The 14,721-nt window shown below is 64.0% G+C and carries 12 protein-coding genes; 3 read left to right on the top strand and 9 right to left on the bottom strand.

The window, feature by feature from the left end; translation table 11 throughout:
* Position 1 precedes the first annotated feature (1 nt).
* From QWY74_RS08010 to QWY74_RS07995, 4 genes are all read right to left on the bottom strand, one after another.
* On the bottom strand, positions 2 to 526 hold the full coding sequence (locus tag QWY74_RS08010; protein ID WP_264824191.1) for a putative pterin-binding protein: 525 nt from the start codon (positions 524 to 526) through the stop codon (positions 2 to 4).
* A 125-nt stretch (positions 527 to 651) separates the two neighbouring features.
* Positions 652 to 1,080, bottom strand: coding sequence for a universal stress protein (locus QWY74_RS08005; protein ID WP_264824192.1), 429 nt, complete (start codon positions 1,078 to 1,080; stop codon positions 652 to 654).
* A gap of 11 nt (positions 1,081 to 1,091) precedes the next feature.
* On the bottom strand, positions 1,092 to 3,686 hold the full coding sequence (locus QWY74_RS08000) for a TRAP transporter permease (RefSeq protein WP_264824193.1): 2,595 nt from the start codon (positions 3,684 to 3,686) through the stop codon (positions 1,092 to 1,094).
* A 139-nt stretch (positions 3,687 to 3,825) separates the two neighbouring features.
* Positions 3,826 to 4,806 (bottom strand): TAXI family TRAP transporter solute-binding subunit, encoded by a 981-nt coding sequence (locus tag QWY74_RS07995; RefSeq protein WP_264824194.1) that lies wholly within the window; start codon positions 4,804 to 4,806, stop codon positions 3,826 to 3,828.
* 401 nt (positions 4,807 to 5,207) lie between these two features.
* Here QWY74_RS07995 and QWY74_RS07990 point away from each other — a divergent pair, with 401 nt between their 5' ends.
* Positions 5,208 to 6,071: a DMT family transporter gene (locus tag QWY74_RS07990; RefSeq protein ID WP_264824195.1), complete on the top strand. Its 864-nt coding sequence runs from the start codon at positions 5,208 to 5,210 to the stop codon at positions 6,069 to 6,071.
* Positions 6,072 to 6,107: 36 nt separating this feature from the next.
* Here the strand turns inward: QWY74_RS07990 and QWY74_RS07985 are convergent, their stop codons facing one another.
* Positions 6,108 to 6,731, bottom strand: a complete 624-nt coding sequence (locus QWY74_RS07985; protein WP_264824196.1) for an L-threonylcarbamoyladenylate synthase — start codon at positions 6,729 to 6,731, stop codon at positions 6,108 to 6,110.
* Positions 6,732 to 6,828: 97 nt separating this feature from the next.
* A complete protein-coding gene (locus QWY74_RS07980) occupies positions 6,829 to 7,737 on the bottom strand; it encodes a PHP domain-containing protein (RefSeq protein ID WP_290314103.1) in 909 nt (302 codons plus the stop codon).
* Between the two features lie 116 nt (positions 7,738 to 7,853).
* Between QWY74_RS07980 and QWY74_RS07975 the strand changes: the two genes are divergently transcribed.
* The gene (locus tag QWY74_RS07975) at positions 7,854 to 8,153 is read left to right on the top strand and encodes a YciI family protein (protein WP_264824198.1); all 300 of its coding nucleotides are present in this window, start codon (positions 7,854 to 7,856) and stop codon (positions 8,151 to 8,153) included.
* A gap of 171 nt (positions 8,154 to 8,324) precedes the next feature.
* Complete coding sequence (gene mnmC / locus QWY74_RS07970; protein ID WP_264824199.1) at positions 8,325 to 10,349, top strand: bifunctional tRNA (5-methylaminomethyl-2-thiouridine)(34)-methyltransferase MnmC2/FAD-dependent 5-carboxymethylaminomethyl-2-thiouridine(34) oxidoreductase MnmC1; 2,025 nt, start codon at positions 8,325 to 8,327, stop codon at positions 10,347 to 10,349.
* Between the two features lie 60 nt (positions 10,350 to 10,409).
* Here the strand turns inward: mnmC and QWY74_RS07965 are convergent, their stop codons facing one another.
* The 3 genes from QWY74_RS07965 to zipA all read right to left on the bottom strand — a co-directional run bounded on the left by QWY74_RS07965 (position 10,410) and on the right by zipA (position 14,519).
* Complete coding sequence (locus tag QWY74_RS07965) at positions 10,410 to 10,679, bottom strand: YheU family protein (RefSeq protein ID WP_264824200.1); 270 nt, start codon at positions 10,677 to 10,679, stop codon at positions 10,410 to 10,412.
* Positions 10,672 to 12,720, bottom strand: coding sequence for an NAD-dependent DNA ligase LigA (gene ligA / locus QWY74_RS07960; protein ID WP_264824201.1), 2,049 nt, complete (start codon positions 12,718 to 12,720; stop codon positions 10,672 to 10,674). Before ligA ends, QWY74_RS07965 begins: the two co-directional genes overlap by 8 nt.
* A gap of 254 nt (positions 12,721 to 12,974) precedes the next feature.
* Positions 12,975 to 14,519, bottom strand: coding sequence for a cell division protein ZipA (zipA, locus tag QWY74_RS07955; RefSeq protein WP_290314102.1), 1,545 nt, complete (start codon positions 14,517 to 14,519; stop codon positions 12,975 to 12,977).
* Positions 14,520 to 14,721 lie beyond the last annotated feature (202 nt).

Raw genomic sequence — 14,721 nt, 5'->3', positions numbered from 1 at the left:
CTCAATAAACGAAGACGCGATCCACCTGCCAGACGGACCGGAAACGCACCGTTTCGGTATTGAGCTCAGAGTGTTCATCGAAGGGGTACATCACCAGCAGGGGCCCGAGGTTGCGAATCGGTACCTGCTTGCCGTTGCAGCGCATTGCCAGTATGACCTCGTAGCGACGAAAATCCGCTACCGGTATCCGGGCCTCGAAACCATTGAGGGCGCCGACAAGCACCTGCTCGGTATCGGCGCCGACCGCGTCGAGCAGCGCCGTGAATAGCGGCCCCTCGAAACGCTGAGCATTGTCATGCCAGGGCGTGCTGGTCGTGATGGTGCGGGCCGCGAGGCGATCCAGCATGGCACGATCGAAGTGCGCTTCGTCTCCCGCATTGGTGTGTGCAATGTCACCACTGATGGTCAAAATGACATCGCCACTGGGCTTGGGTAGCTCCTCGGAAGCAGCCATCGTCTGAAACGGCACACCGAGCAGGATCAGCAAGGCGGCGGCACCGATCCAGCGCAGGTATCCCAGGACCATAGCGTACGCCTCGCAAACCGGTGGTGGACTGAAGTCTAGCGATGCCACAGGCCGATGCAGGGCCTGTCGCAAGAACGCTACCACACAGGCAGGGCCTGAGTGGTAGCGCATCACTCTCATGGCGATCAACGCACGATCATCACCGAAACCTTGCTGTGGTGCACCACATGCTCGGCGTTGGGCCCCAGCACATAATCGACGAACTTGCGCTTGGTGTGAGAGGCCATGACGATCAGGTCGGCATCCACTTTCCTGGATGCTTGGATGATCGCCTCCCAGGGTGAGCCCTCGACAATCACGCTCTGCACCTGAATGTCGTCGGGCACATTGTCGCGAATGAACTCATGTTGGGCCTCGCTGACGGCTTCCTGCGCCTTGCTGGCATAGTCGGGGGGAAAGAATCCCCCGACCATGGGCATCTGCACGTCAGGAAGCACGGTCACCACATGCAGGGAGGCGCCGAAACTGCGGCACAGCGTCAATGCCGTGGGCAACGCCTTGGACCACGAAGCCTGCTCGTTGAGATCCACCGGTAAGAGAATTTTGCTGTACATCGTGTACCTCCTCAAGCCGAAGCCGGTGCCACATCGCGATCACGACGCCGGCGCTGCAGCATCACCACCAGCACGAACACCAGGAAGGCCGGTATCCACATCCACTCCTTGGACCAGCGATCCACAGGTGCCAGTACCTCGATGATCTGCTGATCGAAGTCGAAACCAAGCTCCTGCGCCTGACTGCCATAGGTCACCATGTCGACCACGGCGCTGCCGTCTTCCATGCGCAGATCGAGTCCCATGTTGGCCAGCCGCTCGTCACCGGTCTCGCCATCTGGCACCGGCATGGTCATGTAGGTGGTCATCGGATCCCCATAGGCATCTTCGCCCTGGATCTGCAGGCGCAGCGTACTGTCGCTATCCACATTGCCCAGCGCCTCGGCGAACTGTGCCGGCGGGATCGAGCGATAGGGGTCATGCACTATGTCCATCCAGAAGCCGGGACGGAACAGAGTGAAAGCCACCAGCAGCAGCAGGATCGACTCGTACCAGCGGTTGCGCGTGATCATGAAGCCCTGGGTCGCCGCCGCGAAGATCAGCATCGCGACCGTCGCCACCACAAATATCAACACCCCCTGCAACGGCGATACACCGATCAACAGCAGGTCGGTGTTGAAGATGAACAGGAACGGCAGAGCCGCTGTACGCAGGCTGTAGTAGAAGGCCTGGAAGCCGGTTCGGATCGGATCCCCACCCGAGACGGCCGCCGCTGCGAATGATGCCAGGCCCACCGGCGGTGTCACATCGGCCATGATGCCGAAGTAGAACACGAACAAGTGGACGGCAATCAGCGGCACAAGCAGGCCGTTCTGCTCACCAAGGTGCACGATGACCGGGGCCAGCAGGGCCGATACAACGATGTAGTTGGCCGTGGTCGGCAGTCCCATGCCGAGGATCAGGCTGAGCACCGCGGTGAACAGCAGGATCAGCATCAGGTTGCCCATGGAAACGGTCTCGACCACGTCGGCCAGTACCAGCCCCACGCCGGTCTGGGAAACAGCACCGACGATGATGCCGGCGGTCGCCGTGGCAATGCCGATGCCGATCATGTTGCGCGCACCAGTCACCAGGCCATCCCAGAGGTCGAGGAAGCCTTCACGGACATCGGCCACGAAATCGCTGCGCTGGCGGAAGATGGCCGTGATGGGCCGTTGCGTGAGCATGATGAACATCATCAGCACGGTCGCCCAGAAGGCCGACAGCCCCGGCGACAGTCGCTCGACCATCAGGCACCAGATCAGCAGGACGACCGGCAGAATGTACTGCAGCCCGACCAGCACCGTGGGGCGGGTCTGCGGCAGGGTATAGATGGGCTCATTGGGATCGTCCACCTCCAGTTCGGGATACCCGGAAGCCAGCTTGAGCAGGGCCACATAGATCCCCACCAGGGCGACGGCCACGAGCCAGGGGGTGGCCGGCCCGAGTACCGGCTTCAACCAGCCCAGTCCGTAATAGACCATCAGGGCCGTGATCATCATCAGCAACAGGCCACCCAGGAAGCCGACCACCTTGCGCACCAGCGGCTTGGCCGGGTTACTGCTTTCCAGCCCCTGCATGTTGGCCTTGAGGGCCTCGAGGTGGACGATATAAATCAGCGCGATATACGAGATCAACGCCGGCAGGAAGGCATGCTTGATGACCTCGACATAGGAGATGCCGACATACTCGACCATCAGGAAGGCCGCCGCCCCCATGACCGGCGGCATGATCTGGCCATTGACCGAGGACGAGACCTCAACGGCCCCCGCCTTTTCCGAGGAAAACCCGACCCGCTTCATCATCGGGATGGTGAAGGTGCCCGTGGTCACGGTATTGGCGATCGAGGAGCCGGAGATCAAACCGGTCATGCCGGAAGCGACGACGGCCGCCTTGGCCGGCCCGCCCTTGTAGTGGCCGAGCATGGAAAAGGCCACCTTGATGAAGTAATTACCCGCCCCGGCCTTGTCGAGCAGGGCGCCGAACAGCACGAACAGGAACACAAAGCTGGTCGAAACCCCCAGGGCAATACCGAACACCCCCTGGGTGGTCAGCCACTGGTGATTGATCAAGCCCGCCAGGCTGACGCCACCATGCGCCAGGATGCCTGGCATCCAGGGCCCGGCCAGCGAATAGAAGATAAAGATGCTGGCGATGATCATCAGCGGTGGCCCGAGCGCTCGGCGCGTTGCCTCGAGCAGCAACAGGATGCCGACGACACCGACGATCACGTCCTGCAGGATGGGCGCGCCCGGTCGCTGCGCCAGCTGTTCGTAGAAGACGAACATGTAAGCCCCGGCACAGGCTGCCAGGGTGGCCAGGATCCAGTCCTGGATGGGAATCCGGTCACGAGGCGAACGCTTGAGCGCCGGATAGGCCATGTACGCCAGAAACAGCGCAAAGGCCAGATGGATGGAGCGCGACTCGGTGGCGTTGAAGACCCCGATACCCATCATGAAGGGCAAAGGTGACGAGATCCACAATTGAAAGAGCGACCATACCGCGGCAATGCTGACCAGCAGCTTACCCGGCATTCCCGCCGGCTTACGGGCACCCGAGTCGGTCGAGGTCACCATATCCTCGAGGTCAACGTCGGTTTCCGGCCCTCTTTTCTTATCTTCCGTCATATGTGAGCCCTGCTCTGTATCGGTTGACACTGTGTCAGTGCGTCGCCGGCGACCGACCGGCACCGCAAACGCAAAGCGCGGCCCCTCAGCAAGAGGCCGCGCATCCTTCTACAAGGTGCGAGAAGTTACGTCTGGTAACTTACTCGATCCAGCCCTGCTCGCGATAGTAGCGTGCGGCACCTTCGTGCAGCGGCGCCGACAGGCCTTCCGAGACCATGGTCTCCGGCTCGAGGTTGGCAAAGGCCGGATGCAGCTTCTTGAAGCGATCGAAGTTGTCGAACACCGCCTTGACGGTCTGGTAGACGACATCCGCATCGGTCTCGGTGGTGGAGACGAAGGTCGCCGCGACACCGAAGGTTTCGACGTCGTCATCATTGCCCTTGTAGAGCCCGCCCGGGATGGTGGACATGGAGTAGTACGGATACTCCTCGACCAGACCCTGGATGGCTTCATCATTCAACGGGACCAGGTTGGCATCAACCGTGGTGGTAGCTTCCTGGATGGCACCATTGGGGTGACCCACGACATAGGCCATGGCATCGATATTGTTATCGGCAAGGGCGGAGGCCATCTCGGCGGCATCCAGCTGAGAGGCCAGCGAGAAGGTATCCTCGGTCCAGCCCTTGGCGTCCATCACCACTTCCATGGTGTTGCGCTGGCCGGAACCCGGGTTACCGATGTTGACGCGCTTGCCGGCCAGGTCGTCGAGCGACTCGATGTTGGCATCGGCACGCGCCAGGATGGTCAGCGGCTCGCCGTGGACACGGAAGACGGCGCGCAGGTCTTCGTAAGCGTCATCCTCGAAGTTGCCGGTGCCGTTGTAGGCCTGGAACTGAACGTCGGACTGGGCAACGCCCATGTCCAGCTCACCGCTTCGGATGCCGTTGATATTGGCCACGGAACCCCCGGTGGAGGGCGCGTTACACTTGATGTTGGCATCTTCAAGGCGGTTCACCAGACGACAAACGGACTGGCCGACAACGTAATAGACGCCGGTCTGGCCACCGGTACCGATGGTGATGAACTGCTCTTCGTCCTGGGCCATGGCGGGGGACGCGAACATCGCGGCACCGAGCAGGGCTCCAGAGAAGGCGGCGGCAGAGAAAGCATGGCGTTTCATGAATACACCTCATTGTGACGTTATGGTTAAAGTGCTTGGCTGGCGAAACACGACAGCCAGTCTCAGACTGCGGAGCGCCGTTTCCACTTTACCGAAAAATTCAGCAACTTCATGCAGTAACTAGATTACTGGATTAGTTTAGCTGGCAACAGCGTTTAGCGTTCGTTAATTTTTATGGCCCTCGTCCACGCTACCCCAAGGCATCGCTCCCCCACACGCATCTCCCCTCAAACACCACACCTCACAAATCATAGCTTATAGCTCGTGACTAGACGTTATACCCCAGCACCCTGGGCAGCCACAGGTACCCAAAGGCCTGATCCGGGAAGCATGACGGGGCACGACAGACGCGACCTCTGATATGCTGGAGACCACGCTGCAACCCTTGAAAAGGATCTCTCGTGCCACTTCGCGACCTGGCCATCGGCCTGGGTGTCATACTCATCTGGGCACTCAACATCATCGTCATCAAGGTCGGCGTGACCGAGATGCCGCCCCTGATGCTGACCACACTGCGCTTTGCCCTGGCGGCCCTCCTGCTGGTGCCCTTCCATCCGGTGGCGCGTCACCAGCTGCCCTTTCTGGCGGTGCTCTCGGTGACCTTCGGCACCCTACACTTCGCGCTGCTGTTCATCGGCCTCAGCCAGGCCGAGGCGGGCACGGGGGCACTGCTCGTCCAGATGGGCACCCCCTTTGCCACCCTGCTGGCCGTCATCGTGCTAAAGGAGAAACTGGGCGCCCGCCGCCTGGCGGGGCTGATCCTGTCGTTTGCCGGCATCGTGGTGCTTGCCGGCGGACCGACACTGCCCGCGCCCCTGCCCACCGGCCTGTTGTTGTGCAGTGCCCTGGGCTGGGCGATATCGCAGTTGCTGATCAAGCGCGGCCCCAATGTCGCCCCCATGGCGCTGGCCGGCTGGGTGGCACTGTTAGCCACGCCCCAGGTGGCGCTGGGCTCCTGGTGGTTCGAGCAGGGGCAGCTGGAGGCCTTGAGGAGTGCCGAATGGAGCGGCTGGGGCGCCGTGTTGTATACCGCCATCATGTCGTCGATCCTGGCCTATGGCGCCTGGTATGGCCTTCTCAGGCGTCACCCGGTCAACCGTGTGGTGCCCCTGACCCTGCTGGTGCCCGTTCTGGCCGTGGGCTTGGGTGCCATCATGCTGGGGGACTCCCTGGGGCCTCACAAGCTGCTCGGCGGCACCCTGGTGGTGGCCGGTATCAGCCTGATCGTGCTGCGCTGGCGCGCCAGGCCCGAGCGCGCCTCCTGAACCGGCGACACCCGCACCTCGCGCGCCCCGGTCGAATCAGTCGGCAAAGGCCCGGGTATCACCGCGTCCGTCGCGAATGACCTGCGGCGGAATCTCGCGCATGTCGACGACACTGGTCGGCTCCAGGTGACAGGCGCCGCCGTCGATAATCAGGTCCAGATGCGCGCCAAAGCGGTCGCGAATCTCTTCGGCCTCGGTCATGGGCCGGTCCTCGCCGACCGGAATCAGGGTCACGCTCATCAGCGGCTCGCCCAGCTCCGCCAGCAGGGCGCGGGGAATCGGGTGGTCGGGAACGCGAACCCCGATGGTACGTCGCTTGGGATGCAGCAGCAGGCGGGGCACCTCGGTGGTGGCCGGCAGGATAAAGGTATAGGCCCCCGGCGTATGCGCCTTGAGCAGTCGGAAGACGGCATTATCCACCTTGGCGTAGGTGCCGATCTCGGAAAGGTCCGAACACACCAGGGTAAAGTTGTGCTTGTCGTCCAGCGCGCGCAGCCACTTGATGCGCTCGATGGCTTTCTTGTCGCCCAGGTGACAACCCAGCGCATAGCCCGAGTCGGTCGGATAGGCCACGACTCCGCCGTCGCGGATGATGCGCACGGCCTGGGCAATCAGGCGTTTCTGGGGCGTTTCCGGGTGCATCTGAAAGAACTGGCTCATGAGCGCTTCCTTATCGCCGGGACGGGTTCATCGGCTCGGCACGACACTGGCGGTGAGCGGGTCCCACCATGGCCGTTGCCGCCCTGCCCATGGCACTTCACGCCACGGGGACAACGTCACCCATCGCCGCTTGCAGGCGCGGGTGCGTCCATACCGGTGCCACGGCGGTCCGCGGCACCCGAGTCATGCTGCCCGGTGCCAGATGGCCACCGGGGAAGTGGAAGTCGCTGCCCAGCGAGGCCCAGAAGCCTCGTTCCGCCAGTTGCCTGGCCAGATCGCGCGTGACATCCGGGTTCTGAAAGCCGCTGACCAGCTCGACGGCCTGCCCGCCGGCGGCCTGAAAATCATCCAGCAACTGACCGCGCTTGCGGCGCGTCAGCCCATAGCGCAACGGATGAGCCACCACGGCGACGCCATTGGCACCGAGTATCCAGGCGACCACCGTCGCCAGCGACGGCCAGTGCGACTTGATGTCCCCGGCCTTGCCACGCCCCAGATGCCGCTGAAAGGCGGTGGCCATGTCCGGCACCAGCCCCGCCGTGACCAGCGCCCGGGCGAAGTCGGGACGCCCCAGCGGGCGGTCGCTGCCCGCCGCGTCGCGAGCCCTTTCGAGCGCATTGTCGAGGCCGATCCGCTGCAGTCGCTCGGCAATCTGTTCGGCACGCCGACAGCGGGCCTCGGTCTGAGCCATCAACCCACCCGTCAGCTCGTCATCGGCACCCTCGGGGAGCAGCCCCACCACATGGATATTGATGCCACGCCACTGACAGGACAGTTCGCTGCCGGGCAGCACCACCAGGTCGTGTTGCCGACCCGCCTCGACCGCTCGATCGACACCCGCCAGGCTGTCATGATCGGTCAGCGCCAGGTGTGTCAGCCCACGGGAAGCGCACAACGCGACCAGGGCCTCCGGGGACAAGGCGCCGTCGGACGCCGTGGAGTGCATGTGCAGGTCGATCGGTAGCGCTTGCCCATCGAAACGCTCGGGAAGTGCATTCATTGGCATGACGCTGGCAGGAGTCTTTGTCAGAATACCGACCATGGTGCTCGCCGCTCCTGCGGGGGTCAATGGCAAGCCCACAATCACGCGGCACGAGTCCGCTCAACCGAGGATGTTTCGAGATGCTCTACGCCATCATCAGCGAAGATGTGAACAACAGCCTGGAGCGGCGTCTGGCCGCGCGCCCCGACCATCTGGCCAGGCTCGAGGCACTGCGCGACGAGGGCCGGCTGGTGCTGGCTGGACCGACGCCCACCATCGACAGCGAATCCCCCGGTGATGCCGGCTTCTCGGGGAGCCTGGTGGTCGCCGAGTTCGACGACCTGGAGAGCGCCCAGGCCTGGGCGGATGCCGATCCTTACGTGATTGCCGGAGTCTACGCGCGGGTAACCGTCAAGCCCTTCAAGAAGGTGCTGCCCTGAGCGCGCTCGCACAGGCGCCGGCACTTGAGTGCACGAACCAGTCCACCGGCACTTTCCCACAGCAACTGTGGACAACCTTGTTGAAACGCCGCGGATGCCTCGCCACAAGGCAGTCAGCCTGCCTCCCGGCACAAGGCGTTCAATCTTTAACCAACCGACACGGTGACCCGCTTGCCCGCTGCCCCGGATGCCCTACCCCCGCTGGCCGGCCTGACCCCGGCATCCCTCGACTGGCAAGCCGATGAAACGGGCTCGGCGTCCCCGCACTCGCGGGAATTCGGGGATGTGTACTTCTCGCGCCACGATGGCCGCGCCGAGACTCGACATGTGTTTCTCGATGCCAACCAGCTCCCTCGGCGTCTGGCGGCCTGGCGGCTGGACCGGCCCTTCGTGATCGGCGAGACCGGCTTCGGCACCGGACTCAATATGCTCTGCGCCTGGGCCTGTTTCGATGAACATGCTCCCCCGGAGGCCCGCCTGCACCTGATCTCCACGGAGCTCTACCCGCTGACGCGGGACGATCTGTCCAGAGCACTGGCCGCCTGGCCGGACCTCGCCGAGCGCGCCGCCTGTCTGCTGGCCCAATGGCCTGCAGCGGTCAGTGGGGTGCACCGCCTGTGGCTCGATGCGCGAGTCACCCTTGATCTGCATTTCGGGGATGCCACCGAGCGCCTGCGCCACCTGGACGGCCGGGTCGACGCCTGGTTTCTGGATGGGTTCGCGCCGGCACGCAACCCCGGGATGTGGCAGGCTTCGCTGTTCGAGGCCATGGCGGCCCGTTCCCGCCCCGGCGCGACCCTGGCCACATTCACCTGTGCCGGTGTCGTCAAGCGCGGACTGGCCGCCGCCGGCTTTCGCTGGCGCAAGGTGTCAGGCTTCGGCCGCAAACGCGACATGCTGGTCGGCGAGATCGCCGAGCCACCGGCGGACCGGCGTCGGCGCTCCACCCCCTGGTTTCTGCCCTCCTCCCCCGGCCCGCGCCGACACATCAGCGTGATCGGCAGTGGCCTGGCCGGCGCCAGTGCGGCAGCCGCGCTGGCGCGCCGCGGTGTGCAGGTGACACTCATCGATCGCGAGGCCCCCGGTGCCGGTGCCTCCGGTAATACGCAGGGGTTGCTCTACGTCAAGCTTGCCGCCGAGACCAATGACCAGAGCCGCTGCTATCTCGCCGGCCTGCTGCATAGCCGTCGCTGGCTGGAGAGCCTCGACCCGCATCATCGCCTGTGGCAGCCCAGCGGCGTGCTGCAGCTCGCCTCCAGCCCTCGCGAACAGGCTCGCCAGGCCCGTTTTGCCGACAATCACCCGCTTCCGTCGGATGTGGTCGAACGCATCGACGCCGTCGCCGCCAGTCAACTGGCCGGCGTGCCCCTGAACCATGGCGGGCTGCATTACCCGCTGGGCGGCTGGGTACGCCCCCAGGCTCTGTGTCGTCGGCTGGCCGAGACCCCGGGCGTTACCTTCCGCCGAGCCCATGTCCAGAGCCTTCAGGCAAGTTCGACCAGTTGGCGACTGGCGCTGACGACGGACAAGGGCACCGAGCATCTCGAGACCGACCAGGTGGTGATCGCCACCGCAAGCCTGGCCAATCGGTTTACCCAGACAGAGCGCCTCCCTCTGCAGCCGGTCCGCGGGCAAGTTTCGGCGCTGCCCCTGCCTGATCACATGCCAGCGCCCCACATGGCCATCTGTGGCGGCGGCTATGTCGCGCCCCCGCACAACGGTGAACTGACCTTCGGGGCCACCTTTCAGCCGAATCAGAATGACGACACCCTGTGCGAGGCGGATCATCAGGCCAATCTCGCCGAGCTGGCGCGACTCTTGCCCGGATATCCCGAGCGGCTCGAGGCCGCCGGCGTATCTCTCGACCCCGCCACCATGAGAGGGCGCGCCGCGGTGCGTGCCGCCAGCCCGGACAAGACCCCCTACGCCGGTCCGGTGCCCGACGCTACGCGTTGGCGGGAGGATTATGCGCGGCTGGCCAAGGATGCCACGCGCGTGCCCGACACCCCGGGCCAATATCACCAGGGGTTGTGGATCAGTGCCGCTCACGGCTCGCGAGGACTGGCAAGCGCCCCTCTGTGTGCGGAGGTCATCGCTTCGCGTATCTGCGATGAGCCCATGCCGCTGGAGGCCACGCTGATCAACCACCTGCACCCGGGCCGGCGACTGATCCGCGATCTGATACAGGGCAAATGACGAGCTTCGAGCTTCGAGCTTCGAGCTTCGAGCTTCGAGCAGCATGATAAGGTCCGACCGCTAGCCTTCTTCCTCGTCGTCGGCCAGGTCGCGGCCGAAGGCCCGCCACTGGGCGAGCGTCATGACCTCGGTGGTCTGGGTCTCGAGGTCATGCGCGATCAACAGCTCGCCGCTTTCCAGTTGGCGCTTCAACTGCTGCGTCCAGCCGCCCATGCCCTGCTCGGTGTCGCTGGTGTCGTAACCCTGCCGGGTCACGAAGGCCTCCAGCAGAGCCGCCAGAGTGTCAGCCGGGAGCATGCCATAAGGCACTTCGATAAAGCGCTCACCCATCGATTTCGCCTCCTTCTTCCCAGGCTGCCAGGCGCTGCAGAAAGGTCGCCTCGTCGACGACCTCAACGCCCAGCTGTTCGGCCTTGGTCAACTTGCTGCCGGCGGCTTCGCCAGCCACCACGCAGGTCGTCTTCTTCGAGACACTGCCCGACACCTTTGCCCCCAGTGCCTGCAGACGCGCCTTGCCGTCGTCGCGGGTCATGCTTTGCATGCTGCCGGTCAGCACCCAGGTCTGGCCCGTCAGCGGGCTGGGGCCGGTCTTGACCTCGGCTTCCTGCCAGTGCAGTCCGGCGGCGATCAGGGCCTGGATCGTCTCGCGGTTATGCGGCTGCTGAAAAAAGGTATGCGCATGGGCCGCCACGATCGGGCCGACATCGGTGACCTTTTCCAGGGCCTGACGATCGGCCGCCATCAGTGCCTCCAGGGTGCCGAAATGACGTGCCAGGTTGGCGGCGGTGGCCTCGCCGACTTCGCGGATACCCAGCGCGAAGATAAAGCGTGCCAGGGTCGTGTTCCTGGCCTTGTCGAGCGCCGCGACCAGGTTGGCGGCGGACTTCTGCCCCATGCGAGGCAGTTCGGCGATGCGTTCGACCTCCAGGACGAACAGATCCGCCGGGGTCTTCACCCAGTCGCGCTCGACCAGACCATCGATCAGCTTGTCGCCCAGCCCTTCGATGTCCAGGGCCCGCCGGCTGGCGAAATGCTTCAAGGCTTCCTTGCGTTGCGCCGGGCAATAGAGGCCGCCGGAGCATCGGGCCACGGCCTCGTCGCCGAGGCGCTCGATCTGCGACTCACAGACCGGGCAACGCTCGGGGAAGACAATGGCGCGGGCATCCGACGGCCGCTGGTCGACCTGCACCCGCACCACCTGGGGGATGACATCGCCGGCACGCCGAATGGCGACCCGATCGCCGATCATCACGCCCAGGCGCTGGATCTCGTCGGCATTGTGCAGGGTGGCATTGGCAACCGTCACCCCGGCCACCGAGACCGGGTCGAGTCGCGCAACCGGCGTGATGGCACCGGTTCGGCCGACCTGGAACTCGACATCATTGAGGCGAGTGAGCTGCTCCTGGGCGGGAAACTTGAAGGCAATGGCCCAGCGCGGCGCCCGGGCGACGAAGCCCAGCTCGCGTTGCTGACGCAGATTGTCGACCTTGATGACCACGCCATCGATGTCATAGCCGAGGCCATCACGTCTTGCGCCGAGTTGACGACAATAGTCGATGACGCCAGCCGCTCCCTGGACCACGGCGAGCTCACGACTGGTACGAAACCCGTATTCGGCCAGCCGCGTCATTAGCTGGGCATGATGCTCGTCACCGGCATCCGGCTGAATGCGCGCCGCCTGATAGGCACTGAACTCCAGGGGGCGCTGGTCGGTGATGCGCGGGTCCAGTTGGCGCAAACTGCCAGCAGCGGCATTGCGCGGGTTGGCGAACACCTTGCCGCCCGACTCGCGGGCGCGTTCATTCATGGCCTCGAAGTTGGCGTGACGCATGGTCACCTCCCCGCGGACTTCGAGCAGGTCCGGCACGTCATGCCCACGAAGCTTCAAGGGAATCGATTTCAGCGTCTTGAGGTTGGAGGTAATGCCTTCACCAGTGCGGCCATCCCCCCGGGTCACACCCGCCACCAGTTCCCCCTGCTGGTAGACCAGCGAGACCGCGGCGCCATCCAGCTTGGGCTCGCAGCAGAACACCAGGCTTTCTGCCTCCACTTCGAGGCGCTCGGCGACCCGCTCGACGAAAGCGGCCAGCTCCTGCTCGTCGAAAGCGTTATCCAGCGACAGCATGGGCACCGCATGTTCGATCTCGGCAAAGCCATCGGCCGGCGCGGCCCCCACCCGCTGAGTCGGCGAATCCGCCGTCACCAGCTCGGGATGTTCCGCCTCGAGGGTCTGGAGGCGCCGCAGCAGCCGATCATAATCGGCGTCGGTGAGTTGCGGTTCATCGAGCACGTAATAGTGATAGTTGGCATCCTCGAGGCTGGTTCGCAGCTGGGCCACTTCATCGAGGATGCGCTGATCAGGCTGGGTCATGAGGGTCCGTTTCTCGTTGCAGGGCGCGAAGCTCGAAGCTCGAAGCTCGAAGCTCGAAGCTCGAAGCTCGAAGCTCGAAGCTCGAAGCTCGAAGCTCGAAGCTCGAAGCTCGAAGCTCGAAGCTCGAAGCTCGAAGCTCGAAGCTCGAAGCTCGAAGTCAGTATCTTGCCCGACTGCCCAGAAACGTCAAACCCCCCGAACATCCTGTCCGGGGGGGGGGTAGACTTCCAGCTTGCGGTTTATGGCTGACAGCGTCAGTTGACCTGATAGCGGCTCAGCCGGTGACGGCGTTCGAATTCCTGCACCCGCTGGCGGGCAAACTCCACCGTCTGAGCGGTCATCACACTCAGGTTCTCGTCCTTGAGTTCGCCACCCAGGTGGCGAACCACGACCATGGCCGTCTCGACCATGGCCTCGAAGGCTGCCGAGGTGTCGCATGTGCTCGGCAAGGGCAACAGCAGCGTCACGCCCGGTGTAGTGAAGTCGTCCATGGACTGAATCGGGAAGGTGCCCGGCTTGACTACATTGACCATGGAGAATTGCAGGGGGCTTTCGGCATCATCGGTCTCGAACCGATGGAAAATGCCCATGTCGTTGCCGTAACGCAGACCACAGGCCAGCATCAGATTCAACAGCGCCGTGCCGGAGAAGCCTTGCGAGTCCCGCGACATGACACTGATGACAATGACCTCATCGGCATTGCTCAGCGTCTGGCGGGCATGCTCGGCCGTCACGCCATTGCGCAGCACCTTTTCCAGAACGGGATGAACGTCGGCCACTTCGTCTTCATGAGGCTCAACGGCCGGGTCGTCGTCGAAGGCCGCGGCATGGGTTTCCTCAAGGGCCTCGGCGGATGGCTGCTCGGCATTGCGCGCCGCCTTCGCTTCGGCTTCCTCGCGATCACGGCGTGTCTTCTCCTGCGCCCTCTCCTGGCGTTCGGCTTCTTCACGCTGCTGGCGCTCGGCACGTTCCTGTTCCTTACGGGCACGCTCCTGGCGCTTGTTGTCGCGGCGTTCGGCGAGCGACTTCTGCAACGAGGCCCCGAGGCGGTGTACCGACGACCCCATGCGACGAGAATGACTCTTCAGGGAGTCGCCCATGTCATCGAAATCGACCAGGCGATAACGCTCTTCATCGTCATGGGTCTCGTGGTCCTCAGGGTCGGCCGCGAGCGGTTGTGGCTCCTGCTCGGGCGCGGAGGCGTCGGCATTCGAGGAGAGGGTGGGTTCGGCTTCGAACTGCAGGCCGGGCTCGCGACGCGCGCCCTGCTCAGTCGCCTCGCCACTCGACGCAGGCTCGTCTTCATGGAAGGCAGCCGCAGGAGTCGCATCAGGCGGAGCGACAGAGTTCGGCTCGGCCCTCTCGTGCCAGCTCTTGTCGGGGGCCGGTCGAGCGTCGCTGGGTGCCGCGGTCGCCTGACGGGTCGAGACGGCTTCCATGGACGGGCGAGCGACTTCAGGCTCTTCATCGTCATGGCGATGGCGACGAAACTCTGAGAGCACGCGCGAGGGCCCAGGGTGATCCTGGCGCTGCAATCTGGGCTTAGGCTGAACCGCTGACGACTCCGCCGGCCTGACGACCCGCGCCCCTCCATTGGGCAACTCCCAGCTGAGCTCGGCCTCGCGTGCCGCCTCATCCGGGTCTTTCTCGGAATCCACTTTCTCGTTGCCTGCCGGCTCGGAGCCGGCCCGGTCGAGACGCGGTACCTGACGTTGGCGCTGCAGGCGGCGCACCCCATCAATAACGATGAGTGTCACCAATGCCAGCCCCAGAATGATCAGCCACTCTCTAAGTTCCATGGGTCGTCATGCCTATTGCTAAGGCTCCATGCCTGAAGGATGTTCGACAACAGCATAGCGCTATTGCCCCAAAAAAGACCACTTTTTTTATTTGTCAAGCTCGAAAAAAACTCCCGAGCAAGTGACGGCCCTTGAGTCATCACCCCACATCAATCCCTGCGAGAGCACGCATTGCAACATTATTGCCCTAGTTGTAAACCCT

This window comes from Halomonas almeriensis, assembly GCF_030409235.1.
Lineage (GTDB): Bacteria > Pseudomonadota > Gammaproteobacteria > Pseudomonadales > Halomonadaceae > Halomonas > Halomonas almeriensis.
Note: the sequence above shows the minus strand (reverse complement) of the source record. Positions and strands in the feature narration are given on the sequence as shown.